The 23,851-nt window shown below is 73.0% G+C and carries 20 protein-coding genes and 1 tRNA gene; 5 read left to right on the top strand and 16 right to left on the bottom strand.

Annotated features, from left to right (window positions below; translation table 11 throughout):
* Nucleotides 1-78: 78 nt before the first annotated feature.
* Complete coding sequence (locus ACFYT9_RS22795) at nt 79-2,256, bottom strand: MMPL family transporter (protein ID WP_389166585.1); 2,178 nt, start codon at nt 2,254-2,256, stop codon at nt 79-81.
* Between the two features lie 108 nt (nt 2,257-2,364).
* Nucleotides 2,365-2,937 (bottom strand): TetR/AcrR family transcriptional regulator, encoded by a 573-nt coding sequence (locus tag ACFYT9_RS22790; protein WP_387280483.1) that lies wholly within the window; start codon nt 2,935-2,937, stop codon nt 2,365-2,367.
* 187 nt (nt 2,938-3,124) lie between these two features.
* On the opposite strand from ACFYT9_RS22790, the gene ACFYT9_RS22785 reads away from it, so the two are divergent.
* Nucleotides 3,125-6,415 (top strand): S41 family peptidase, encoded by a 3,291-nt coding sequence (locus ACFYT9_RS22785; RefSeq protein ID WP_389166582.1) that lies wholly within the window; start codon nt 3,125-3,127, stop codon nt 6,413-6,415.
* On the opposite strand, the gene ACFYT9_RS22780 is transcribed toward ACFYT9_RS22785, so the two are convergent.
* The 5 genes from ACFYT9_RS22780 to ACFYT9_RS22760 all read right to left on the bottom strand — a co-directional run bounded on the left by ACFYT9_RS22780 (nt 6,358) and on the right by ACFYT9_RS22760 (nt 10,689).
* The gene (locus tag ACFYT9_RS22780) at nt 6,358-6,882 is read right to left on the bottom strand and encodes a GNAT family N-acetyltransferase (protein ID WP_389166579.1); all 525 of its coding nucleotides are present in this window, start codon (nt 6,880-6,882) and stop codon (nt 6,358-6,360) included. The genes ACFYT9_RS22785 and ACFYT9_RS22780 overlap by 58 nt on opposite strands.
* A 179-nt stretch (nt 6,883-7,061) precedes the next feature.
* Nucleotides 7,062-7,250, bottom strand: coding sequence for a hypothetical protein (locus tag ACFYT9_RS22775; protein ID WP_389166576.1), 189 nt, complete (start codon nt 7,248-7,250; stop codon nt 7,062-7,064).
* A gap of 120 nt (nt 7,251-7,370) precedes the next feature.
* Nucleotides 7,371-8,252: an SDR family oxidoreductase gene (locus tag ACFYT9_RS22770; protein WP_389166573.1), complete on the bottom strand. Its 882-nt coding sequence runs from the start codon at nt 8,250-8,252 to the stop codon at nt 7,371-7,373.
* On the bottom strand, nt 8,249-9,154 hold the full coding sequence (locus ACFYT9_RS22765; protein WP_376598717.1) for an alpha/beta fold hydrolase: 906 nt from the start codon (nt 9,152-9,154) through the stop codon (nt 8,249-8,251). Before ACFYT9_RS22765 ends, ACFYT9_RS22770 begins: the two co-directional genes overlap by 4 nt.
* Nucleotides 9,151-10,689: a flavin-containing monooxygenase gene (locus ACFYT9_RS22760; protein ID WP_389166570.1), complete on the bottom strand. Its 1,539-nt coding sequence runs from the start codon at nt 10,687-10,689 to the stop codon at nt 9,151-9,153. Before ACFYT9_RS22760 ends, ACFYT9_RS22765 begins: the two co-directional genes overlap by 4 nt.
* 133 nt (nt 10,690-10,822) lie before the next feature.
* Between ACFYT9_RS22760 and ACFYT9_RS22755 the strand changes: the two genes are divergently transcribed.
* Complete coding sequence (locus tag ACFYT9_RS22755) at nt 10,823-11,512, top strand: MerR family transcriptional regulator (RefSeq protein ID WP_389166567.1); 690 nt, start codon at nt 10,823-10,825, stop codon at nt 11,510-11,512.
* A gap of 47 nt (nt 11,513-11,559) precedes the next feature.
* Here ACFYT9_RS22755 and xth read toward each other — a convergent pair whose 3' ends face one another.
* Entirely contained in the window at nt 11,560-12,363 is an 804-nt protein-coding gene (gene xth / locus ACFYT9_RS22750; RefSeq protein ID WP_387277202.1) for an exodeoxyribonuclease III, read from the bottom strand.
* A gap of 51 nt (nt 12,364-12,414) precedes the next feature.
* On the opposite strand from xth, the gene ACFYT9_RS22745 reads away from it, so the two are divergent.
* Both ACFYT9_RS22745 and ACFYT9_RS22740 read left to right on the top strand, forming a co-directional pair.
* Complete coding sequence (locus ACFYT9_RS22745; RefSeq protein WP_376603271.1) at nt 12,415-12,894, top strand: GNAT family N-acetyltransferase; 480 nt, start codon at nt 12,415-12,417, stop codon at nt 12,892-12,894.
* A gap of 92 nt (nt 12,895-12,986) precedes the next feature.
* Nucleotides 12,987-14,711 carry an FG-GAP repeat domain-containing protein gene (locus ACFYT9_RS22740; RefSeq protein WP_389166562.1) on the top strand — a complete coding sequence of 575 codons (1,725 nt, stop codon included), beginning with the start codon at nt 12,987-12,989 and terminating at the stop codon, nt 14,709-14,711.
* Nucleotides 14,712-14,865: 154 nt separating this feature from the next.
* Here the strand turns inward: ACFYT9_RS22740 and ACFYT9_RS22735 are convergent.
* From ACFYT9_RS22735 to galU, 7 genes are all read right to left on the bottom strand, one after another.
* A tRNA-Ala gene (locus ACFYT9_RS22735) sits at nt 14,866-14,939 on the bottom strand.
* Between the two features lie 87 nt (nt 14,940-15,026).
* Nucleotides 15,027-16,073: a gephyrin-like molybdotransferase receptor GlpR gene (glpR, locus tag ACFYT9_RS22730; protein ID WP_387277206.1), complete on the bottom strand. Its 1,047-nt coding sequence runs from the start codon at nt 16,071-16,073 to the stop codon at nt 15,027-15,029.
* Nucleotides 16,074-16,250: 177 nt separating this feature from the next.
* A complete protein-coding gene (locus ACFYT9_RS22725) occupies nt 16,251-16,871 on the bottom strand; it encodes a GNAT family N-acetyltransferase (protein ID WP_376597786.1) in 621 nt (206 codons plus the stop codon).
* On the bottom strand, nt 16,868-17,428 hold the full coding sequence (locus tag ACFYT9_RS22720) for a molybdenum cofactor biosynthesis protein B (RefSeq protein WP_376597787.1): 561 nt from the start codon (nt 17,426-17,428) through the stop codon (nt 16,868-16,870). Before ACFYT9_RS22720 ends, ACFYT9_RS22725 begins: the two co-directional genes overlap by 4 nt.
* Nucleotides 17,425-17,910 carry a cyclic pyranopterin monophosphate synthase MoaC gene (moaC, locus tag ACFYT9_RS22715; protein ID WP_376597788.1) on the bottom strand — a complete coding sequence of 162 codons (486 nt, stop codon included), beginning with the start codon at nt 17,908-17,910 and terminating at the stop codon, nt 17,425-17,427. Before moaC ends, ACFYT9_RS22720 begins: the two co-directional genes overlap by 4 nt.
* Nucleotides 17,911-17,969: 59 nt before the next feature.
* Complete coding sequence (gene glp / locus ACFYT9_RS22710; RefSeq protein WP_389166763.1) at nt 17,970-19,217, bottom strand: gephyrin-like molybdotransferase Glp; 1,248 nt, start codon at nt 19,215-19,217, stop codon at nt 17,970-17,972.
* A 190-nt stretch (nt 19,218-19,407) separates the two neighbouring features.
* On the bottom strand, nt 19,408-20,319 hold the full coding sequence (galU, locus tag ACFYT9_RS22705) for a UTP--glucose-1-phosphate uridylyltransferase GalU (protein WP_389166558.1): 912 nt from the start codon (nt 20,317-20,319) through the stop codon (nt 19,408-19,410).
* 116 nt (nt 20,320-20,435) lie between these two features.
* On the opposite strand from galU, the gene ACFYT9_RS22700 reads away from it, so the two are divergent.
* A complete protein-coding gene (locus tag ACFYT9_RS22700) occupies nt 20,436-21,026 on the top strand; it encodes a 5-formyltetrahydrofolate cyclo-ligase (protein WP_389166555.1) in 591 nt (196 codons plus the stop codon).
* Here ACFYT9_RS22700 and ACFYT9_RS22695 read toward each other — a convergent pair.
* Nucleotides 21,016-23,745, bottom strand: a complete 2,730-nt coding sequence (locus tag ACFYT9_RS22695) for a penicillin acylase family protein (RefSeq protein WP_389166553.1) — start codon at nt 23,743-23,745, stop codon at nt 21,016-21,018. The two genes, ACFYT9_RS22700 and ACFYT9_RS22695, sit on opposite strands and share 11 nt — an antisense overlap.
* Nucleotides 23,746-23,851: the final 106 nt, after the last annotated feature.

Below are 23,851 nucleotides of genomic sequence, written 5' to 3'. Positions count from 1 at the left end.
GGCTCCCCGTCCCCACAGGTTCCGGCGCGGTCCGGGGCGCACCCCCCGCTCAGGGGCGGCCCCGGGGTTCTGTGAAGGTCACGCCTTGACGAGGTCCGGCTTCGCGGGGGCGCCGGAGTCCTGGGCCGCGAGGCCCTCGCCCTCGACGTCGACGTTGGGCAGCGCCCGGTCCAGCCACTTCGGCAGCCACCAGGCCTTGTGGCCGAGGAGCGCGAGGACGGCCGGGACGATCGCCATGCGGACGACGAAGGCGTCGAAGAGGACGGCGACGGCGAGGCCGAAGCCGATCATCTTGATCATCTGGTCGGTCATCCCGATGAAGCCGGAGAAGACCGCGATCATGATCACCGCGGCGGCGGTGACCACCCGGGCGCTGTGCCGGAAGCCGGTCACGATCGCCTCGCCGGGCCGCTCGCCGTGGACGTACGCCTCGCGCATCCGGGTCACGAGGAAGACCTCGTAGTCCATCGCGAGGCCGAAGACCACGCCCACCATGAAGATCGGCATCATCGACATGATCGGGCCGGTCTGCTCGACGCCGAACAGGCTGCCCAGCCAGCCCCACTGGAAGACCGCGACGACGGCGCCGAGGGCGGCGACCACCGAGAGCAGGAAGCCGAGGGCGGCCTTGAGCGGGACCAGGATCGAGCGGAAGACGACGGTCAGCAGGACGAAGGCGAGGCCGACGACGAGTGCCAGGTAGGGCACGAGGGCGTCGTTCATCTTCTCGGAGAAGTCGATGTTCATCGCGGTGGCGCCGGTGACGAGGACGTCGTCGCCGGTGGCGCCGCGGATGTCGTGGACCAGGGTCTCGGTGGCGCCGGAGGACGGGCGGTCCTTCGGGATCACCGTGATCATGGCGGCGTCGCCGGCCTTGTTGGGCGTGACCGGGGTGACGGCGGCGATGCCGTCGAGGCCCTTGATCGTGTCGGCCGTCTTGTCGGCGGCGGCCTTGTCGCCGTCGACGACGACGAGCAGCGGGCCGTTGAAGCCGGGGCCGAAGCCCTCGGAGAGCAGGTCGTAGGCGCGGCGCTCGGTCGCGGAGACCGGCTTCACGCCGTCGTCCGGGAGGCCCATCTCCAGGGAGGCGGCCGGGATTGCGATCGCGCCGAGGCCGATGACGCCGGCCAGCAGGACGAAGACCGGGCGGCGGAGGACGAAGCGGGCCCAGCGGGTGCCGGCGTTCGGCTTGGCGTCCTTCTCCGGGGTCTCGGTCTGCGGCGATCCGGCGCTCTTGCGCTGCTTGCGGCCGATCACCTTGTCGCCGGCGAAGCCGAGCAGCGCGGGGATCAGGGTGAGGGCGATGAGGACGGCGATGACGACGGTGCCGGCGGCGGCGAAGCCCATCTTCGTCAGCATCGGGATGTTGACGACGGCGAGGCCGACGAGGGCGATGACGACGGTGAGTCCGGCGAAGACCACGGCCGAGCCGGCGGTGCCGGTGGCGCGGCCGGCGGCGTCCTCCTTGTCCCGCCCGTCGGCCAGTTCGGCGCGGTAGCGGGAGACGATGAAGAGGGCGTAGTCGATGCCGACGGCGAGGCCGATCATCATCGCCAGGGTGGAGGTGGTGGTGCCGAGGTCCAGGACGTTGGCGAGCGCGGTGATCGCGGAGACGCCGATGCCGACGCCGATGATCGCGGTGAGCAGCGGCAGTCCGGCCGCGACGAGCGAGCCGAAGGTGATGACGAGGACGATGCCGGCGACGACCACGCCGACGATCTCGCCGGCGCCGGTCTCGGGCATGGTCTGGAGGGCGTCGCCGCCGAGCTCGACCGTCAGGCCCTTGCCCTGGGCCGCGTGTCCGGCCTGCTTGAGGGCTTCACGGGTCTCGTCGGTCAGCTCCATCCCGTTGACCTTGTAGGCGACGGAGACGTAGGCGGTGGAGCCGTCCCGGGAGACGGCCTGGGCCGTGTACGGGTCGGTGACGGAGACGATCTGGTCCGAGCCGGACCGCAGGGCGTCGACGGTCTCCTCGACGACGGCCTTGGGGGCCGCGTCGGTCATCTTGCCGCCGTCGGGGGCCTTGAAGACGACCCGGGCGGTGGCGCCGTCGGCGCCGGCGCCGGGGAAGCGCTCTTCGAGCAGGTCGAAGGCGCGCTGGGCCTCGGTGCCGGGGATGGAGAAGGAGCTGGAGGTCGCGGCGGGCGCGGTGGCGGCGCCGACTCCGGCGAGCGCGAGGAGCGCCACCCAGAGGAGGGCGACGAGCCGTCGGCGCCGGAAGGCGGTGCGACCCAGCTTGTACAGGAAGGTGGCCACGGGTGCGTACTCCCATAGTGGGGCGGGACAGGGCATGGGGAGCCGGCCCGACGGCGTGAGCGGTGCGCTGTCAGGTGGAGCAGGGACGTGCGGGTGGTGCGGGGTGGGTCAGACGCCGAGCGAGGGGAGCACCACGGCGTTGACGTAGCTGCTGAGGAAGGCGTGGTCGACCGGCTGGTCGTCGATCAGCGGGCGGGCGACGAGCGCTCCGATCAGCATGTGCGGGACGAAGTCCAGGGCCGGGTTGTCCGGCTGGACCTCGCCTCTGCGGACCGCGCGGCCCAGGAACTCGGCGAACCCGTTGAGCTCGGGGTCGATGAGCAGTTCGCGCAGGGCCTGGTGCAGGTCGGGGTTGGTGTGGACGGCATGGGCCAGACCCCGCATCAGCGCGGTGTCCTTCTCCATCTGGCAGTCGTCGGCGAGCTCCAGGAGTGCCTGGAAGTCACCGCGCAGCGTGCCGGTGTCGATCTCGTCGAAACCGGACGGCTTGCTGTGGCGCAGGGCCTTGGCGACCAGCTCCGGCTTGCTCCCCCACTGGCGGTAGAGGGTGGCCTTGCTGGAGTGGGTGCGGGCGGCGACGGCGTCCATGGTGAGGGCGTCGTAGCCGACCTCGCGGAGGAGGTCGAGCACGGCCGCGTACAGCTCGGACTCACGCTCGGGGGTGAGTCTGCTGCGGGCCATGCCTTACCTCCGGACTGCGGGGGACGAGGAGAGCGAACGAAACGGTTTCGTACTCTCCGTACGCTACGAAGGTACCCCCGCCGACAGCGAAACGAAACCGTTTCGTACGTGTCCTGGGCCACACCCCGCGCCCTTCCGTACGCCCGTACGAGTTGCCGCACCCCCTCCGCGCGGAAAGCATGAACGGGTGAGAGACGACGTGGCCTACCTCCGCTTCCCGCACCTCCACGACGACCTGCTGTGCTTCACGGCCGAGGACGACCTCTGGATCGCCCCCCTCGCCCCCGCGGGCGAACGCCCCGGCCGCGCCTGGCGGCTCACCGTCGACCGCACCCGCGCCGGGCACCCGCGCTTCTCCCCCGACGGGCGCCACATCGCGTACACGAACTGGCGCAGCCTCGACCCCGAGATCCACCTCGTGCCGGTCGACGGCGGCCACGCCCGCCAGCTCACCCACTGGGGCTCCACCGACACCCGCGTCTGCGGCTGGTCCCCCGACGGCGACATCCTCGCCGTCTCCTCGCACGGCCAGCCCTTCTCGTACTTCTCCTGGGCCCACACCGTCGCCACCGACGGCTCGCCCGGCGGCAAGATGCCCTGGGGCCCGGTCTCCGACATCGCCGTCCGCGACCTCGACGGCGAACGCCGCACCCTCCTGCTCACCGGCACCCCGCCGCACGAACCCGCCGCCTGGAAGCGGTACCGGGGCGGCGCCACCGGCCGACTCTGGCTCCACGGCGAACGGCTCCTGCCCGACATCGGCGGCCACCTCGCCGACCCGATGTTCGTCGCCGCCCCGCCCGGCGAGGAGGGGTACCGCATCGCCTTCCTCTCCGACCACGAGGGCATCGGCAACCTCTACTCCTGCCGCCCCGACGGCACCGGGCTGCGCCGCCACACCGACCACGCCGACTTCTACGCCCGCCACGCCTCCTCCGACGGACGCCGGATCGTCTACCAGTGCGCCGGCGAGCTGTGGATCGTCGACGACCTCACCGCCGGCTCCGAGCCGCGCCGCCTGGAGGTCCGCCTCGGCGGCCAGCGGGCCGGCCGCCGCCCCTACCAGGTCCCCGCCTCCCGGCACGTCGACGCGCTCTCCGTCGACGAGACCGGCCGGGCCAGCGCCGTCGGCGTCCGCGGCAGCCTCTACTGGCTCACCCACCGCGACGGGCCCGCCCGCGCGATCACCGACACCCCCGGCGTCCGCGTCCGGCTCCCCGAGATGCTCGGCAGCGGGGGCCAGATCGCCTACGTCACCGACGCCGAGGGCGACGACGCCGTCGAGATCGCCTACCTGCCCCGCGCCAGCGGCGACCGGCCCCCGCGCCGGCTCGCCGCCGGAGAACTCGGCCGGGTCGAGGAACTCGTCGCCGACCCCGACGGCGAACGCCTCGCCATCGCCTCGCACGACGGCCGCCTCCTCCTCATCGACGCCACCGAGGACTCCAACGGCGAGGTCACCGAACTCATCCGCTCCGTCAACGGCCCCGTCCGCGACCTCGCCTTCTCCCCCGACGGCGCCTGGCTCACCTGGTCCCACCCCGGCATCGGCCGCTCCCTGCGCTCCATCAAACTCGTCCGCATCTCCGGCCCCGGCCCCCGCACGGTCATCGACGTCACCAACGGGCGCTTCGAGGACGAGAACCCGGTCTTCACCAGCGACGGGCGCTACCTCGCCTTCCTCTCCTGGCGCGGCTTCGACCCCGTGTACGACGTCCACACCGGCGACCTGTCCTTCCCGCTCGGCTGCCGCCCCTACCTCGTCCCGCTCTCCTCCGCGACCCCCTCCCCCTTCGCGCTCCTCCCCGACGGACGCCCCGCGGCCGGCGGCCTCGACCCCGCCGACGACGGCGCCGACAGCGGCGACGGCACCGTCACCGTCGAGATCGAGGGACTGCCCGACCGGGTCACCCCCTTCCCCGTCGCCGCCTCCAAGTACTCGGCGCTCGCCCCCGTCTCCGGCGGCGGCCTCGTCTGGCTGCGCTGGCCCATCTCCGGCGCCCTCGGCGAGACCTTCGCCAACCCCGCCGACACCTCCGGCCGCCCCACCCTGGAGCACTACTCCGTCGTCAAGGCCCGCCGCACCGAACTCGCCCGCGACCTCGACTGGTTCGCCGTCAGCGGCGACGGCACCCGGCTCGTCGTCTTCGACGAGGGCGAACTGCGGGCCGTCCCCGCCACCGAGCCCGGCGACGGCGACTCCACCGTCTACCTCGACCTGCGCCGCATCCTCCACGACGTCGACCCCGGCGCCGAATGGCGCCAGTCCTACGACGAGGCCGGACGGATCGTCCGCGCCTACTTCTGGGACCCGGGGATGAGCGGCGTCGACTGGGACGCGATCCTCGACCAGTACCGGCCCCTCCTCGAACGGGTCGCCTCCCCCGACGAGTTCGCCGACCTGCTCCGCGAGGTCATGGGCGAACTCGGCACCTCCCACGCCTACGTCACCCCCGCCCGGCGCAACGAGGGCCCCGCCCACTACCAGCGCCCCCAGGGCCTCCTCGGCGCCAACCTCGTCCCCCGCGACGACGGCTGGCTGGTCAAGCGGATCCTCCCCGGCGAGTCCTCCGACTCCAAGGCCCGCTCCCCGCTGGCCGGCACCGGCATCCGCGAGGGCGCCGCCCTCACCCACGTCGACGGCCGGCCCGTCGACCCCGTCACCGGCCCCTACCCGCTGCTCGCCGGCACCGGCGGCACCACCGTCGAACTCACCTTCACCCCGGCCGGCGGCGAGGGCCGCGCCCGCCGCGTCGCCGTCGTCCCGCTCGTCGACGAACGCCCGCTGCGCTACCAGGACTGGGTCGCCAAACGCCGGGCCGTCGTCCGCGAACTCAGCGGCGGCCGCTGCGGCTACCTCCACATCCCCGACATGGGCGGCTCCGGCTGGGCCCAGTTCAACCGCGACCTGCGGATGGAGGTCTCCCGCCCGGCCCTCATCGTCGACGTGCGCGGCAACGCCGGCGGCCACATCAGCGAACTCGTCGTGGAGACCCTCACCCGCAAGATCATCGGCTGGGACCTCACCCGCAACGCCCAGCCCGTCAGCTACGCCTCCAACGCCCCCCGCGGCCCCGTCGTCGCCCTCGCCGACGAGGCCACCTCCTCCGACGGCGACATGATCACCGCCGCGTTCAAGCTCCTCGGCCTCGGCCCCGTCGTCGGCCAGCGCACCTGGGGCGGGGTCGTCGGCATGACCGGCCGCCACAAGCTCGGCGACGGCACCCAGATCACCGTCCCCATGAACGCCGCGTGGTTCACCGAGTGGGGCTGGTCGGTGGAGAACCACGGCGTCGTGCCCGACCTCGCCGTCCTGCGCACCCCCCTCGACTGGGCCGAGGGCCGCCACGCCCAGCTCGACGACGCCGTCCACAAGGCCCTCGCCCTGCTGGACTCGGAACCGGCGGCGAACCCGCCCGGCTACGAGGACGTGCCGGACCGCTCCCGCCCGAAGCTCCCCCCGAGGTCCAGCTCGTAAGCGATCGCCGACTCCCCGGTCCGCAGCCGCTCGCCGCCGACCGCGCCGAAGCCGACCCGGGCGAGCACCGCCCGGGAAGCGGCGTTCCCTGCCGACGCCTTCGCGTACAGCCGGCGCAGCCCGTACTCCTCCACGGCCAGCCGGCACACCTCCAGGACGCCCCGGGTGGCGAGCCCCCGGCCGGTCGCCGACTCGGCGATCCGGTAGCCGAGTTCGGCGGCGCCGTCGGCCACGTCGACGAGGTTGACCCGGCCGACGATTTCCCCGTCCCCGGCCACCAGGACGTGGAAGCGGACCGTCCCCTCCTCCTGCTCGTCGAGCAGCGCCCGGTGCCGGGCGTCGAACTCCTCGAAGTAGGCGTCCCCCCGGTCGGGCACGGCGGCGGCGAAGTAGGCCCGGTTCTCCCGCTCGAAGACGAGCAGGGCCGGTGCGTGGTCGGGGCGCAGGCGTTCCAGTACGACGGACATGGGGGCCACGGTACGAAGATCCCCCCGCGCACGCGCGCGCATTACGGACCGGCGGGCCGCCGGAAGCACCGGGCGCACGCACGGAAAGCACACGCGCGGAAAGGCACGGGACACGCACGGGCACACGCACGGAAGGCGCACCCGGCGTCCCGGGTGCGCCTTCCGTCACAGGACGGGCTTCAGGCCTCGTGGTCGCGGCGGACGCCGCTCTGCCGCGCCTCGCGCTCCGTGCGCTCCTTCGCGTCCTGGGAGCCCTCGCGGCTCTGCGAAGCGCGCTGGGATGCCTGGTCCTTGGCCTTGCCCATGGCGTCCTTGGCTCGGTCCTGGAGCTCCTGCGCCTTGTCCTGGAACTGGTCCTTGATGCCCATGAAAGTCACTCCTAGAAGGGTGAGAGAGGGGTCGGGGGCGCGTGCCCCTGGGCCTCGACCAGCCTTGCACGAGCGAACATTCCACGCATTTCGATCAGTTACCATCCGTGCGGCCGCACCTCAGCCCTTCCCCGCCCGGGACTGCTCGTCGGCCGCACCGCCCGCGCCCACCAGCCCCTTGGAGACCGTGGAGAGCCGCGGCTCGAAGCGGGCCACCTCGCGCTTGCCGACGGTGGCGATGATCCCGGGCAGATAGCCGCGGACGGCCTGCATCCCGCGCAGCCACCACTGTGCGTACACATGGGCCGAGCGGCGCTCGATGCCCTCGACGATCCGGTCCACGGCCGGGCCGAGCGGGTACGTGCGGTTCGACGGCCACGGCAGCCGCTGCCGCAGCTCCTTCATCACGTCGTCCTGGTCCGCGCCCCGCACCATGTCGGTGTCGGTCCAGGAGAGGTAGCCGACGCCGACCTTCACGCCCTTGTAGGCGACCTCGGCGCGCAGGCTGTGCGCGAACGCCTCGACGCCGGACTTGGAGGCGCAGTACGCGGTCATCATCGGGGCCGGGGTGATCGCGGCGAGCGAGGCGATCTGGAGGAAGTACCCCCGGGACTCCATGAGGACCGGCAGGAAGGCGCGGCCGGTGACCGCCCCGCCGATCAGGTTGACCTCGATGACCCGCCGCCAGGCGACCGGGTCGGAGTCGGCGAACGGCCCGCCGGCCGCGACGCCCGCGTTGGCGACGACGATGTCGACCTTGCCGAACCGCTCCTTGACCTCGGCGGCGACCCGGGCCATCGCCTCGTGGTCGGTGACGTCCGCCTCCCACCAGTCGGCCTCGGTGTGCAGCCGTGCCGCGACCTCCTTCAGGAGCTCCGGCTCCAGGCCGACCAGGGCGATCCGCGCGCCGCGCGCGGAGAGCTTGCGGGCGAGGAGCTCGCCGACCCCGCGGGCGCCGCCGGTGACGACGGCGACCTGTCCTTCCAGACTGACCCTGCTCATACCCCTGCCTCCTTGCCGGTCGGGTGCGCCCCGAGATACGTGAGCGTCAGTTCGCGGATCTGCGCGGTGACGGCCTCCGGGGCCTCGACCGGCGTCATGTGGCCCATGCCGGCCAGCTCGGTCAGGCCGGTGCAGTGCGGCAGCGCCTCCGCCATGGCCCGGGAGTGGACCGGCGGGGTGAGCCGGTCCGCGGTGCCGACCAGGACGGCGGCCGGCACCCGCAGCTCCCGCACGCCCGCCGCCAGGTCGAGGCCGGCGAGCACCTGCGACCAGCCGTACCGGGACGGGCGCGGGCAGGCGTGCACGATGCGGGCACAGGTGTCGACCCGGTCGGGCGCGGAGCCCGGTCCCATCGTCGCGTACCTGAGGACCTTCTTCGACATGCCGTTGACCGGGCCCAGCGGTGCCTTCGAGCCGAGGACGGCGCCGGTCAGCCGGGTCCGCAGCCGACCGGGTCCGAGCGGCACCACGGTGGCCTCGGAGGTGAGCCGGGACGGGCCGGTCGAGCAGAGCAGGACGGCGGCGGCGTGCTGGACGAAGCCGGGCCTGCCGGCCGCGGCCATGATCGTCATGCCGCCCATGGAGTGGCCGGCGACGACGGCCCGCTCGCCGGGCCCGAGGGTGGCCGCGAGCACCGCCTCCAGGTCGTCGGCGAGGGCGGTGGTCGAGTAGCCGCCGGGCGCCGGGACCGGGGAGCGGCCGTGGCCCCGCTGGTCGTAGGCGATGACCCGGTGGTCGGCGGCGAGCGCCCGTATCTGCTCGGCCCAGAAGCCGATGGAGCAGGTCCAGCCGTGGGCGAGGACGACGGCGGGCGCGCCCTCGGGGCCGTACACCTCGGCGTGCAGCTCGGCGCCGTCGGCGGACCGGACGGTGAGGGTACGGGGTGCGGGGAGGCCGATCACTGGGCGGCCTCCTTCTTGCGGGCGGCGCGGCGGGCGGCCGGCTCGGGGGTGGCCGTGACCGGCTTCGGGGCGCGTTGCACCTCGTACTCGGAGAGGTCGACGAGCCGGGTCTCGCGGCGGAACTCACCGGTGGTGCCCGGCCAGAGCGTGGTGTTGCGGCCGTTGGCGTCGAGGTACCAGCTGTCGCAGCCGCCGGCCTTCCAGACGGTCCGCTCCATGCGGTTCTGGACCTTGCGGTTCCAGGCGTGGACGGCGGAGGGGCGGGCGGCGAGCGCGGACCTGCCCCCGAGGACGTCGAGCTGGCGCAGGTAGTCGGCCATGTAGTTCAGCTGGGACTCGATCATGAGGATCATGGAGGAGTTCCCGAGGCCGGTGTTGGGCCCGATGATCGTCATCCAGTTGGGGAAGCCGTCTACGGTGGCACCGCGCAGCGACTGCACGCCGTCCTTCCAGTGCTCGGCGAGGGAGCGTCCGTCGGCGCCGAAGACGCGGTCCGCGACCGGCATGTCGGTGACGTGGAAGCCGGTGCCGAAGATGATCGCGTCGACCTCGGTCTCGCTGCCGTCCGAGCCGACGAGGACGTTGCCGCGGATCTCCTTGAGCCCGCCGCCGACGACGTCGACGTTGGGCTGCGCGAGGGCCGGGTAGTACGTGTTGGAGAGCAGGATCCGCTTGCAGCCGATGCGGTACGAGGGCGTGAGCCTGGCCCGCAGCACCGGGTCCTTGACCGCCTTGGCGATGTTGGCCTTGGCCAGCTTCTCGACCAGGCCCAGCTCGCCCGGGTGCTTGGTGAAGGCGCCGACCTGGAGCTCCCGGATGCCCCACAGGATGCCGCGGCGCAGGGTGGCGGTGACGGGCAGCTTCCGGTGCAGCCAGCGCTCGGGGCCGCTGATGGCCCGGTCCATGCGGGGCATGACCCAGGGGGCGGTGCGCTGGAAGAGCGTCAGCTTCCCGACCTCGGGCTGGATGGCGGGGACGATCTGGATGGCGGAGGCGCCGGTGCCGATCATGGCGACGCGCTTGCCGCGCAGGTCGTAGTCGTGGTCCCAGCGGGCCGAGTGGAAGACCTTGCCGGTGAAGCCGTCGATCCCCGGGACGTCGGGGATCTTGGGGTCGGAGAGGGGCCCGGTGGCGGAGACGACGACGTCGGCGCTGAACGATCCGGCGCTGGTCTCGATCCGCCACCGCAGCTCGTCGGCGTCCCACTCCATCCGCCGCACCTCGTGGTTCAGCCGCAGGTGCGGCCGGAGCCCGAAGGTGTCGGCGACGTGCTCCAGGTAGGCCCGGATGTGCCGCTGCCCGGAGAAGGTGCGGGGCCAGTCGGGGTTGGGCGCGAAGGAGAAGGAGTACAGGTGCGAGGGCACGTCGCAGGCGCACCCGGGGTAGCTGTTGTCCCGCCAGGTGCCGCCCACCGAGTCGGCCCGCTCCAGGACGACGAAGTCGGTGATCCCCTCGCGGCGCAGCCGGACGGCGGCGCCGAGCCCGCCGAACCCCGATCCGATCACCGCCACCCGAACGTGCTCGTGCTTCGCCATGCCGCCTCCCGTGCGCCCGGCCAAGATTCCGCCAGCAATCACTGGCACAGTCGGGACTGTAGAGCAGCTCCATACCGAGCGGTAGGGGTCGCGCGAGGGAAAGTTACCGGCGGTACAACATAGGCTGGCGGGCGTGGCGGAACGATCAGGAGAACGGGCGGTGCCCGCGGAGGCCCAGGAGCCCCCGCACGAGTACCGCGTGGCCGAGCTGGCCGAGGCGGCCGGGATCACCGTGCGGACCCTGCGGTTCTACCGGGAGCGCGGGCTGATCCCGCCGCCCCGCCGCGAGGGCCGGATCGCCTGGTACGACGAGAGCCACCTGGCCCGGCTCCGCACCATCGCCGCCCTGCTCGAACGGGGCCACACCCTCACCGGCATCGCCGACCTGACCACCGCCTTCGAGTCCGGCCGCGACGTCGGCGAGGTCCTGGAGCTGGGCCCCCCGACCGAGGAGGAGCCGGTCCGGCTCACCCCCGAGGAGCTGGCCGACCGCTTCGCCGGCGAGGTCACACCGGAGAACCTCGCCGCCGCCCTCGACCTCGGCTACCTCGCCACCGACGGCGAGGACATCATCCACGTCAGCCGCCGCCTCCTCGACGTCTCCGCCGCCCTCGTCCGCGAGGGCGTGCCGCTCGCCGAGGTCCTGAAGGCCGGCGCCCGCGTCCGCGAACACGCCGAGGCGCTCGCCGGCCTCTTCGCCGAGATGCTGACCGGCCACACCGAGGAGGCCGACGTCCAGCGCCTCCGCCCGCTGGCCAAGAGCGTCGTGGAGGCCGAACTCTCCATGGCCCTCGACCGCCGCCTCCGCGACAGACGGGCCTGACGGGCCTGACGGGCCTGACGGCCTGACGGCCCCCGGCCCGAGTGCACCTAGAGCGCGTAGACGGCGGTCACGGGCGCGTGGTCGCTCCACCGCTCGGCGTGGGTGGCGGCCCGCTCCACGTACGCCTTGACCGCCTTCTCGGCCAGCCCCGGGGTGGTCATCTGGTAGTCGATCCTCCATCCCGAATCATTGTCGAAGGCCCGGCCCCGGTAGGACCACCAGGAGTAGGGGCCCTCCTGGTCGGGGTGGAGGGCGCGGACGACGTCGACGTAGCCGCCGTCGGTCTCCTCCAGGACGCGGGTGAGCCACTCGCGCTCCTCGGGGAGGAAGCCGGCGCTCTTGCGGTTGGCCTTCCAGTTCTTGAGGTCGGCCTCGCGGTGGGCGATGTTCCAGTCGCCGCAGACGACGACCTCGCGCCCGTCGGCGGCGGCGCGGACCCGCAGCTCCTTGAGGTAGGGCAGGAACTCGCCCATGAAGCGGTACTTCTCGTCCTGCTTCTCGGTCTCCGCCTCGCCGGAGGGGAGGTAGAGGCTGGCGACGGTGACGCCGGGCAGGTCGGCCTCGATGTAGCGGCCGGAGCCGTCGAACTCCGCGGAGCCGAAGCCGACGCGGACGGCGTCGGGCTCGCGGCGGAGGTACAGGGAGACGCCCGCGCGGCCCTTGGCGGCGGCGGGCGCGTGGAAGGTGAACCAGCCCTCGGGGGTCCGCACCTCGGCGGGCAGCTGGGCCTCCTCGGCGCGCACCTCCTGGAGGCATACGGCGTCGGCGGAGGTCTCCGCCAGCCACTCGACGAAGCCCTTCTTGGCGGCGGCACGGAGACCGTTGACGTTCGCGCTCGTGACAGTGAACATCCCGGGAGAATACCGACACCCGGCTCTTCGCTCACACGTACGATGGCCGGCATGCGCATCCAGCCGACCCCGTACGACCACCCCGACGCCGTGAAACTGCAGGACGCGGTGCAGGCCGAGTACGCCGTCCGCTACGACAGCGAGGGCGACGCCACACCGCTCGACCCCGCCATGTTCGTCCCGCCGCGGGGCCTCTACCTCCTCGCGTACGACTCCGCCGACCGGCCGGTCGCGAGCGGCGCCTGGCGCCGCCAGGACGAGAACGAGGAGGGCTACGCGGACGGCGACGCCGAGCTGAAGCGGATGTACGTCGTCCCCGAGGCGCGCGGCCTGGGCCTGGCCCGCCGCCTCCTCGCCCTCCTGGAGGACGACGCCCGTGCCGCCGGCCGGACCCGCATGGTCCTGGAGACCGGCACGGCCCAGCCCGAGGCCATCGCCCTCTACGCCTCCAGCGGCTACGAGCCGTGCGCCAAGTTCGGCCACTACCGGCACCACGAGAGCAGCCGCTGCTTCGCCAAGCCGCTGACCTGACCTGACCCGCCCTGGCTCCCTCCCCCCCTGGGACCGTCGGCCCGGCGTGCTAGCGTCCGCCGACCGAACAAACGCCCGAGGGGGGCACCTACTTGCGCAAGCGCACGTTTCTCAGCGCCGGAGTGGCGGCGACGCTGCTCGCCACCGGCGGCATCGTCGGCGGGGCGGGGACGGCCATGGCGGCCGGCGACCCGACGTACTACTTCGACCCCGTCGACGCCCGGGTCCTCATGCCGGGCGAGGGCTACACCTGGCTGTCGCCGTCCGGCAGCGGCGGCCAGCACACGGGGGAGCCGGACGGCACCTTCGTCTACGCCATCAGCAAGAAGCCGCTGACAGACGCCGGCTGGTCGGGCGGCGGCGCCCCCGCGGGCCTGAAGGTCGACCCGACCGGCGACTGCAAGCCGAAGAGCGGCAAGGCCGGCGTCTACCTCTGCGACCTCCGGTCGGCCGGCTTCCCCGCGCCCGAGGTCGAGGCGACGAGCACCGCGGCGGACAACACGACCGCGTACTACTCGCTGGTCTACGTGCCGCGCGGCTCCAGCGTCGACGCCGGCATCAAGGAGGCGCAGACCGCCGCCACCAAGCCGATCGGCACCCGCAGGGCGCACTCCACGATCACCGTGAAGACCCGCGCCCACGTGGCCAAGAACACCATGGCCTTCACCGTCCCGGCCCTCCCGGCCGGCGGCACGGTCAAGCACACCGTGAAGCTGCACGCGGTCGACGCGGGCAAGCTCGTCCTCGGCCTGTCCCCCGCGCCCGGCCAGCGGCGCTGGGACGAGGGTGAGCTGAAGGTCCAGGTCACCGGCGTGGACGCGGGCGGTGCCGCCGGTGCCGCGTGCGACCACTCGCTCGGCGAGATCGGCTGGGGCGGCGACATCCGCTGCGAGATCGGCAAGCCCGGCGACTACACGGTCAGCTACACCCTGAAGGCCGCCGCGACCGCCCCCGCCTGGCGGCTGCGCACCACCGGCGTCTACGAGGTGTACGACTTCGGCACCGGGAACCCGGAGAAGGCGGCCGACTTCGGCGTCGCCGGCACGATCCCGGTCACCGCGCGCTACCAGCTCACCGGCCGCACGCCGAGCGGCGACCTCTACTTCAACCAGGGCTCCGGCCGCAGCCCGCAGATCTTCAAGTACAGCGATCTGGTCGGCGGCACGACCGACTGGAACGGCTACTCGGCCCTCACCCGCCTCGGTCCGCTGACCGTGCAGAGCACCGGCCCCGGCGCCGTGGCCCGCGACCGCGGCGGTGTGCTCTGGTTCCTGGCGCCCTCCGGGGACGGCGGACTCTTCCAGGCCCGCCGGAAGGTCGGCGGCGGCTGGAACGTCTTCAACGCGCTGGCCGGCGCGGGCGACCTGACCGGCGACGGCAAGGCCGATCTGGTCGCCCGCGACAAGGCCGGCGTGCTGTGGCTGTACCGGGGCACCGGCGTGAAGACGGCTCCGTTCGCCGCCAAGACCCGTATCGGCGGCGGCTGGAACGTCATGAACGCGCTGGCCGGCGGGACCGACCTCAGCGGTGACGGCAGGCCCGACCTGATCGCCCGCGACAAGGCCGGCGTGCTGTGGCTCTACCCCGGCAACGGCAAGGGCGCCTTCGGCGCCCCCCACCGGGTCGGCGGCGGCTGGGGCGTGTACACCTCCCTGGTCTCGCCCGGCGATCTGAACTCGGACGGCCGGGCCGACCTCGTGGCCCGCGACTCCGCCGGCGTCCTCTGGTACTACCAGGGCACCGGCACCGCGAGCCGCCCGTTCCCGGCCCGCGTCAGGGTCGGCGGCGGCTGGAACATGTACAACCTGCTCTTCTGAGTCGACCGGCAGGTGAGGGGGCCCGGACCGCGGAGACGGTCCGGGCCCCCGTCGCGTCCCCTCCTGCGGACGGCGGGACCCGGCGCCCTGAGCATGTGCGGGGAAAACGAAGATCCCGGTCAGTCGAACCGACTGACCGGGATCTTGTCACTTGTGGACCTGAGGGGATTCGAACCCCTGACCCCCTCGATGCGAACGAGGTGCGCTACCGGACTGCGCCACAGGCCCCTGCGACGTGTGAAACATTAGCATCCCGGTCGGCGAGAAGAAAAATCGCTTTCACCGCAGGTCAGGAGAGGACCCGCCGGGGCGCCGTCATTCGTTGGCGGCGCGGGGGCGGTCCTCGTCCGCGTACTGGTCGAAGAGCGGGGTCCGGCCGTGGTCCTGGCCGCGGCGCGGCGGGGCCGGGCGGCGGCGCGGGGCCGGCGAGGCGGCGGGCGGCTGCTCGGCGGTGGAGGAGCGGGCGGCGCTCCAGGTCTCCGGGTCGGTGACGTCCACGCCGTGGGAGGCGCGCGGGGCGACCGGCGCGGTGACGTACGTGGGCAGCGGCACCGGCACCGGGTCCCAGCTGTCGCCGCGGGCCGGGCCGCGCTCGCGCTGCTGGTCCACCCACTCGGCGTGGTCGGTCTGCTCGACCAGCGCGCGCCGGTCGGCCTCCTGAGGGGAGACCGGCGGCGCGGGGGTGGGCTCCGGCTCGGGCGTGGGCGCGGCTGCGCGGCGGCTCTCGCGGAGCCGGGCGGCGGCGGCCTCGGCGCGGCGCCGGTCCATCACGTAGACGAAGCGGCGGCGCTCCTGTCCGCGCAGGTGGACGATGTACGCGCTGAGCAGCACCGCGGGGACGGCCGGCGCCCACAGGAAGGCGACGCCGCCGACGGCGGCGACCACGGCTCCGAGGGTGAAGGCCGAGAAGAGCACGATCGTGGTGCGCCGGCGGCGCGCCAGGGCCTTGCCGCGGCGGGCCCGCTCGGCGGCACCGCCGGCGGCCGCCGAAGGCTGCCGGGGCGCCGGGGCGGGAGCCGGTCCGGGCTCGGGCTCGCGCTCGGGTCCGGGGAGTTCGAGGCGCGCCTCGGTCCTGGCCGGAGGCGCGGCGAAGGCCCGGACGTCGACCGAGCTGAGATGCTCGGTCGCCGCGTCCGGGTCCACGTCGGGAACCACGTCCAGGGCCGTACGGTCCCGCTCGCGCAGCTCCTTGGCGTACCGGCGCTCCATGCCCGCCCGTCCGGACAGCAGCCGGATGGCGGTGCTGAAGCGTTCCGTCGGACGGGCTTCGTTCAGCTCGTCCTGCCTGCGGAGCCACATCGGCACCAAGTAGGCGGCCCAGGCCCCGACGATGACTGCGTAGATGAGGCCGCTGCTGCTCACGCCTCACACGGTAGAGGGGTTCGAGACGGGGCATCGGCCAATTGGCCCGGTGTGTCGCACGATCTGGCTGATATCACTGAACTTTTTTGTGATTGTTCAGATCGATCGGTGTTCATATGCCGCTGGAATTCGAACAGTTATATGAATTTCGATGGGGGTGGGGATCCGGGCGGGCCCTCAGGCCGCGTCCCTGCGCCGGATGCGGTGCCAGCGGGCGAGCAGACCCTCCGGGATCTCCTCCGCCGTCAGCGCGAACACCAGATGGTCCCGCCAGGCGCCGTCGATGTGCAGATATCGCGGCCGCACGCCCTCTTCCCGGAAACCGAGTTTCTCCGCCACCCGGCGCGAAGGGCCGTTCTCCGGCCGGATGCACACCTCCATGCGGTGCAGCCCCACCGTCCGGAAGCAGTGGTCGGTCGCGAGCGCGACCGCCGTCGGCATCACCCCGCGCCCGGCGACCTCGCGGTCCACCCAGTAGCCCACGTGCCCCGAGCACATCGAGCCCCAGGTGATCCCGGCCACCGTCAACTGCCCGGCCATCCGCCCCCGGTACTCGATGACGAACGGCAGCATCCGCCCGGCGTTCGCCTCCGCCCGCAGATGGCGGACCATCTGACGGTACGTGGGGCGCTGCGCGGGCGGCATGCCGGGCGCGGGCGGAGGCACCGTCGCCTCCCAGGGGCGCAGCCAGTCGCGGTTGCGGCGGTTCACCTCCCGCCACTCCCGCTGGTCGCGCATCCTTATCGGACGGAGCAGCACGTCTCCGTCGACGAGGACGGCCGGCCAGGCCGTGGTCATGAGTCCGGGCCCGCTTCCGCCGGTCTCGGGTGGTCGCCGCCGCGGATCTGGTCCACCGCGTGGCGCAGCAGCGGCTCCAGGACGGCGAGCCCGTCCCGTACCCCGCCGGTCGAGCCCGGCAGGTTCACGATCAGCGTGGTGCCCGCGACGCCGGCGAGTCCGCGCGAGAGCGCCGCCGTCGGCACCTTCTCCCGGCCGTACGCCCGGATCGCCTCCGGGATGCCCGGGATCTGCCGTTCGAGGAGCCGGGCGGTGACCTCGGGCGTCTCGTCGGTCGGCGAGACGCCGGTGCCGCCGGTCGTCAGGATCACGTCGTACCCGGCGGCGATCCCGGCGCGGAGGGCCGCCTCGACGGGCGCCCCGTCCGGCACGACCTGCGGCCCGTCGACGGCGAAGCCCATCGCGCGCAGCCCCGCGGCGATCAGCGGCCCGCCCTTGTCGGCGTAGACCCCGGCGGAGGCCCGGTTGGAGGCCGTCACGACGAGCGCCGCGTACGGCGTGGTGAGCGCGCCGCCGTGGGCGTCGTGCGCGCCCGCGGCCCGGCCGTCGCCCGTCACGCGTCGTCCCGGGTCCAGTGCCCCGACTTGCCGCCGGTCTTCTCCTCCACCCGTACGTCGGAGATGACCGCGCCCTTGTCGACCGCCTTGATCATGTCCACCACCGTCAGCGCGGCCACCGAGACGGCGGTCAGCGCCTCCATCTCGACGCCCGTGCGGTCGGTGGTCTTCACGGTCGCCAGGATCTCCACGGCGTCGTCCGCCACGGTGAGGTCCAGCGTGACCCCGGAGACGGCCAGCGGGTGGCAGAGCGGGATGAGGTCGGGGGTCTTCTTCGCTCCCATGATCCCGGCGATCCGCGCGGTGGCCAGGGCGTCGCCCTTCGGCACGCCCTCGCCGCGCAGCAGCTCGATCACGCGCGGCGAGACGAGCACCCGCCCGCTGGCGCGCGCCGTGCGGGACGTGACGTCCTTCGCCGATACGTCGACCATGCGGGCGGCGCCCGCCTCGTCGATGTGGGTGAGACCTTGCTGCGTGCTCATCGCCGTGACACTCCCGGTCGCTGTGTGGGACGACACACCGTACCCCCGCCCGCGCCTCCTCAGCCGAGGAGGACCACGTCCAGCTCCTCGCCCGGATCGGCCGCGGTGCGGTCCTCCGGGACCACGAGCAGGCAGTCCGCGAGGGCGAGGGCGGCGATCAGATGGGAGCCGGCACCGCCCACGGGAGTGACGGTGCCGGACTCGGCGTCGTACGTCCCCCGGAGGTACTGCCGGCGGCCGGCCGGGGAGGTGAGCGGGGCGTCGGCCTTCAGGGTGGCGCGGACGACCGGGCGGTGCAGGTCGTCGAGGCCCATCAGGGCGCGGATCGCGGGGCGGACGAAGAGCTCGAAGGAGACGTAGGAGGAGACGGGGTTGCCCGGCAGGGCGAGGAGGGGGATCTGCTCGGGGCCGATCGCGCCGAAGCCCTGCGGCTTGCCCGGCTGCATGGCCAGCTTGCGGAAGTCGACCTGCCCGTCGGCGCTCAGCGCCTCCTTGACCACGTCGTAGGCGCCGACGCTGACGCCGCCGGTGGTGACGAGGAGGTCGGCCCGGATCAGCTGGTCCTCGATGGTGGCGCGGAGCGACTCGGCCTCGTCGGCGACCGCGCCGACGCGGTAGGCCAGGGCGCCCGCGTCCCGGGCGGCGGCGGCGAGCGCGAAGCTGTTGGAGTCGTGGATCTGACCGGGGCCCAGTTCCTCGCCGGGCTGGACCAGTTCGCTGCCGGTGGAGAGGACGACCACGCGCGGGCGGGGGCGGACGGTGACCGTGCCCCGGCCGATCGCGGCGAGCAGGCCGAGCTGGGGCGGACCGAGGACCGTGCCGGCGGCGAGGGCGAGCTCTCCGGCCCGCACGTCGCCGCCGGCCCGCCGGACGTGCGCGCCGGCCTCCGCCGCGCGGTGCACCCGCACCTCGCCCGCGGCGCCCTCCGGGGCGGTGCTGGCGGCCCGCATGCCGGTGGCGGAGCCCTCGCCCGCGCCGCCGTCGGTCCACTCGACCGGGACGACCGCCTCGGCGCCCGGCGGCAGCGGGGCGCCGGTCATGATCCGGGCGGCCTGTCCGGGGCCGACCTCCGGCAGCCCGCCGGCGCCCGCGGCGACGTCGCCGACCACGGTGAGGACCGCGGGGAACTCCTCGGTCGCGCCCGCGACGTCGGCGACCCGGACCGCGTACCCGTCCATGGAGCTGTTGTCGAACGGCGGCAGCGCCGCCGGCACGGTCACGTCCTCGACCAGGACGCACCCCTGCGCGTCGAGCAGCGGGAGCTCGATCGGGTCCAGGGGGCGGACGGTCGCCAGGATGTCGGCCAGGTGCTCGTCGACCGACCAGAGTCCCCGGGCCGGCCCCGCGCAGGGGTCGCCGGGCCCGTGGCCATGGTCCTGACCATGGCCGTGGTCCTGACCGTGGCCGTGGTCCCGACCGTGGCCGTGGTCCCCGGCCCGGCCCTGCTCCTGGGGCTCCCGGGGGTCCTGGGACGGTGCCGTGTCGCTGCTCAAGGTCCTACATCTCCTCGCTGACGTATCTCCGGAGCCAGGCCCGGAAGTCCGGTCCCAGATCTTCACGTTCGCACGCGAGTCTGACAATGGCACGCAGATAGTCACCGCGGTCACCGGTGTCATAACGGCGGCCCTTGAACACGACGCCGTGCACCGGACCGCCCAGCTTCTCGTCGCTCGCGAGCTTCTGCAGGGCGTCGGTCAGCTGGATCTCGCCGCCCCGGCCCGGCTCGGTCTCCCGCAGCGTGTCGAAGACCGCCGGGTCGAGCACATAGCGGCCGATGATCGCGTAGTTGCTGGGCGCCTCGGCCGGTTCCGGCTTCTCCACCAGGTCCGTCACGCGCACCACGTCGCCGTCGGCGGTCACCTCGACCGCCGCGCAGCCGTACATGTGGATCTGCGAGGGCTCGACCTCCATCAGCGCGATGACGCTGCCGCCCTCGCGCTCCTGGATCTCGACCATCCGCGCGAGGAGGGGGTCGCGCGGATCGATCAGGTCGTCGCCGAGGAGGACCGCGAAGGGCTGGTCGCCGACGTGCGGGGCCGCGCACAGCACCGCGTGGCCGAGGCCGCGGGGGGCGCCCTGGCGCACGTAGTGCATCGTGGCGAGGTCGTTCGACTCCTGGACCTTGGAGAGGCGTTCGCCGTCGCCCTTGCGGCTCAGCGCCTCCTCCAGCTCGTAGTTCCGGTCGAAGTGGTCCTCCAGCGGCCGCTTGTTCCGGCCTGTGATCATGAGCACGTCGGAGAGCCCGGCCGCGACGGCCTCCTCGACGACGTACTGGATCGCCGGCTTGTCGACGACCGGCAGCATCTCCTTCGGCGTCGCCTTCGTCGCCGGCAGGAAGCGGGTGCCGAGGCCGGCGGCCGGGATGACAGCCTTGCTGATCCGGCCGGGGCGGGGGAACGACTCATTCATGCTGGCACCTTAGCCGCTGGGGAATGAGAGAAAGATGTGCCTCCGATTAACTTTCTCCCCATAAGAACCGCTAAGAGAGTTTCCAGGGATCACCTGTGCAGAAAGAGAATCCGGACTTGTCCGAAAAGGCCCTGCTGCGCCGGCGGCTGCTCGACGCCCGCGCCGCCCTCTCCCCCGACGTCCTCGCCCGCACCGCCGGGGAACTGGCCGGGCACGGCGCCGAGCTGCCCGAGCTCGCGGGTGCCGCCACCGTCGCCGCGTACGTCTCGGTCGGCCGTGAGCCCGGCACGCGCGTGCTGCTCGACGTCCTGCGCGCGCGGGGGGTCCGGGTGCTGCTGCCGGTGCTGCTGTCCGACAACGACCTGGACTGGGCGGAGTACGAGGGCCGGGAGGCACTGGCGCAGGCCGGCCGCGGCCTCCTGGAGCCGACCGGGCCCCGGCTCGGCCCGGACGCCGTGTGCGCGGCGGACGCGGTGCTGCTGCCGGGGCTCGCGGTGGACGCGCGCGGGATGCGGCTGGGGCGGGGCGGCGGCTCGTACGACCGGGTCCTCGCCCGCCTCGCACGCGCGCGCGTGGAGCCGGCCCTGGTCGTGCTCCTCTACGCGGACGAGGTGGTCGCGCGGGTCCCGGAGGAACCGCACGACCACCCCGTCCAGGCGGTGGTGACCCCGGAGGGGATCACCCGCTTCCGTGCCGCTACGGCTTGAGGAGCAGCGTGTCCTTCGCCGCCGCGTCGACCGCCGCCTTGCCGTAGGCCCAGTCGTACAGCTCGCCCCTGGCCCAGGCGTCCGTCTGGTCCGTGTAGTTGGCGTGGTAGGCGTGGCCGGAGGCGCCGGTCAGGTTGATCCAGCGGGACTTGTCCCAGTCGCCGACGTTCACGACCATCCGCATCGACGGCACCCAGATGACCTCGTAGCCGCCGGCCGCGTTCCAGCCGGTGGCGTCGACCGCGGCCTCGCCGCCGCCGAGATTCCACGGGCCGCGGTTGAGCAGGTGCTGCACCATGCCGGGTCCGGCGGTGCCGAGGGTCTGGTTCTTCAGGGTCAGCTGGTGCAGCCGGCCCCAGCTCCAGGTGGAGACGTCCTTGCCGAGCTTGGCGGTCAGCTCCCAGCGGGCGTCCTTCATGGCCCGGGCGAGCAGCTGGTCGCGGGTCTCGGTGGCCGGGTCGGTGCGGGTGGCGGAGGTCTTCCACCACTCGCTCTTGTCCTGCTTGAGGAGCGGGCGGACCACCTCGTACCAGCGGTCGCCGCCGTCCGGCTGGGCCGAGTCGGCGTCGCGCTCGCCGCACTCGCGGACCAGCTTGTTCTGCTCGTCGACCGGGCCGGTGCCGTCGACCGGGCGCACGTTGATGCAGTCGCCCTCGGCGCGCACCTCCTTGGGCAGCTTGTCGCCGAAGGACAGCTTCAGGACGTTGCGCCAGACCGCGTTGAAGTAGGCGGCGGCGGCCGAGTCGGGCTCCTGGGTGTAGTCCCAGCCCTCCAGGAGCTTCTGCGCCTCGCGGACGTAGGGGTCGGAGATGTCGACCTTGAGCAGCAGCGGGTTGAGCAGGGCGGCGATCTCGCTGCGGTTGTCGGTCTGCATGGTCCGCATGTCGTCCGGCGAGATCTTGCCGCCGTCCTTGGTCTTCGACTCGATGAGGTCGTTGATCCGCTGGCTGCGGGAGCCGTAGCCCCAGTCCTTCGTGAGCAGTTCGGGGTACTGCTCCGGCGAGATCACGGCCTGGTTGGCGGTGACGATGTAGCCGCGGTCGGGGTTGTACTCGTACGGCAGCTGCTCGAAGGGGATGTACCCGGTCCAGCGGTAGCGGGAGTCCCAGCCGGGGGCGGGCAGGGTGCCGTCGCCGGTGGCGCGGCGCGGGATCTTGCCCGGGGACTGGTAGCCGATGTTGCCCTTGGTGTCGGCGTAGACGAGGTTCTGCGAGGGGACCTCGAAGTTCTTCGCGGCGGCCCGGAACTGCTCGAAGTCCTGGGCGCGGTTGAGCGCGAAGATCGCGTCCATCGACTTGCCGGGCTGGAGGGCGGTCCACTGGAGGGAGACGCCGTAGCCCTCGGCGCGGTCGGGGGCGGCGTTGCCGACGGGGGCCTTCTGGCCGACCTTCTCCAGTTCGGAGGAGCGGTCGGAGACGAGCGGGCCGTGGTCGGTGGAGCGGACGGTGATCGTCCGGTCGTCGCCGCCGGCGACCTTGATGGTCTCCTCGCGGGTGTCGAAGGGCTTGACCTTGCCGTCGACGAGGTACCCCTCGGGGCTGACCTTCTCCAGGTAGAGGTCGGTGACGTCGGCGCCGAGGTTGGTGAGGCCCCAGGCGATGGAGTCGTTGTGGCCGATGATCACGCCGGGCATGCCGGAGAAGGTGTAGCCGGCGACGTCGTAGCGGCAGGTGGCCGAGACGGAGCGGCAGTGCAGGCCCATCTGGTACCAGAGGGACGGCAGCATCGGCGCGAGGTGCGGGTCGTTGGCGAGCAGCGGCTTGCCGGAGGTGGTGAGGTCCCCGGAGACGACCCAGGAGTTGGAGCCGATGCCGTTGCCGTTGGGGCCGAGCAGCGCGGGGACCTCGTCGAGGACGTCGGAGAGGCCGGAGAGGGCGGCGAGCTGGGCGCTCGCGCCGCCGGAGCCGTCGCCCGGGCCCGTGCCGTCGCCGGACTCCTGGTCCTTGCCGGCCTTCGGGTCGAACTTCTTCGTCACCGGGTCGACCGTGCCGCGGTCCAGGATCGGCTGGTGCAGGTCGTACGGGTACTCCGGGTAGAGCTGCTTGATCTGGGCCGGGGTCAGCCGGCTGGTGAGCAGGGAGCGGTCGATCTCGTCCTGCATGTTGCCGCGCAGGTCCCAGGCCATGGCCTTGAGCCAGGCGACCGAGTCGACCGGGGTCCACGGCTCGATGGTGTAGTCGTTGGTGAAGGCGAGGGCCGCGTACTCGACGGAGACGTCCTTCGGCTGCCGGTCCTTCAGGTAGGCGTTGACGCCTTCCGCGTACGCCTGGAGGTACTTCTTCGTCTCCGGGGTCAGGATCTTGTCGTACTCCTGCTGCGCGGTCTGGCGCCAGCCGAGGGTGCGCAGGAAGGCGTCGGTCTCGACCTGGCCCTCGCCGAACATCTCGGAGAGCCGGCCGGCGGTCATGTGCCGGCGGACGTCCATCTCGTAGAAGCGGTCCTGCGCCTGGACGTAGCCCTGGGCGCGGAAGAGGTCGGTCTCGTTGTCCGCGTAGATCTGCGGGATGCCGTTGGCATCGCGCTTGACCTCGACGTCGCCGGAGAGCGCGTCGATCCGGACCTCGCCGGTGGTCTGCGGGAACGAGGCCCGGACGGTGCCCACTCCCCACCAGCCGCCGAAGGCGACGGCCCCGACCAGCGCAAGGACCAGGAGCAGGACGATCAGGCGGGCGCGCCTGCCTTTCTTCTTGGCGGGGGGCGCGGTCGTGTTGGAGGGCATCGCTGTCCTTCGAGGGGCAGGGTGGTCCTGGAGTACGGGAGCAACCTTAGGCGCAGCGCCTGAGCGCCCTGGACTCGGTGTCAGGGAGGAACCGCACTGATGACCG

It is taken from the genome of Streptomyces sp. NPDC004435 (genome assembly GCF_042873895.1).
In the GTDB taxonomy this organism is placed as follows: domain Bacteria; phylum Actinomycetota; class Actinomycetes; order Streptomycetales; family Streptomycetaceae; genus Streptomyces.
The sequence above is the reverse complement of the archived record's forward strand: the minus strand, read 5'-3'. Positions and strand labels throughout refer to the sequence as shown.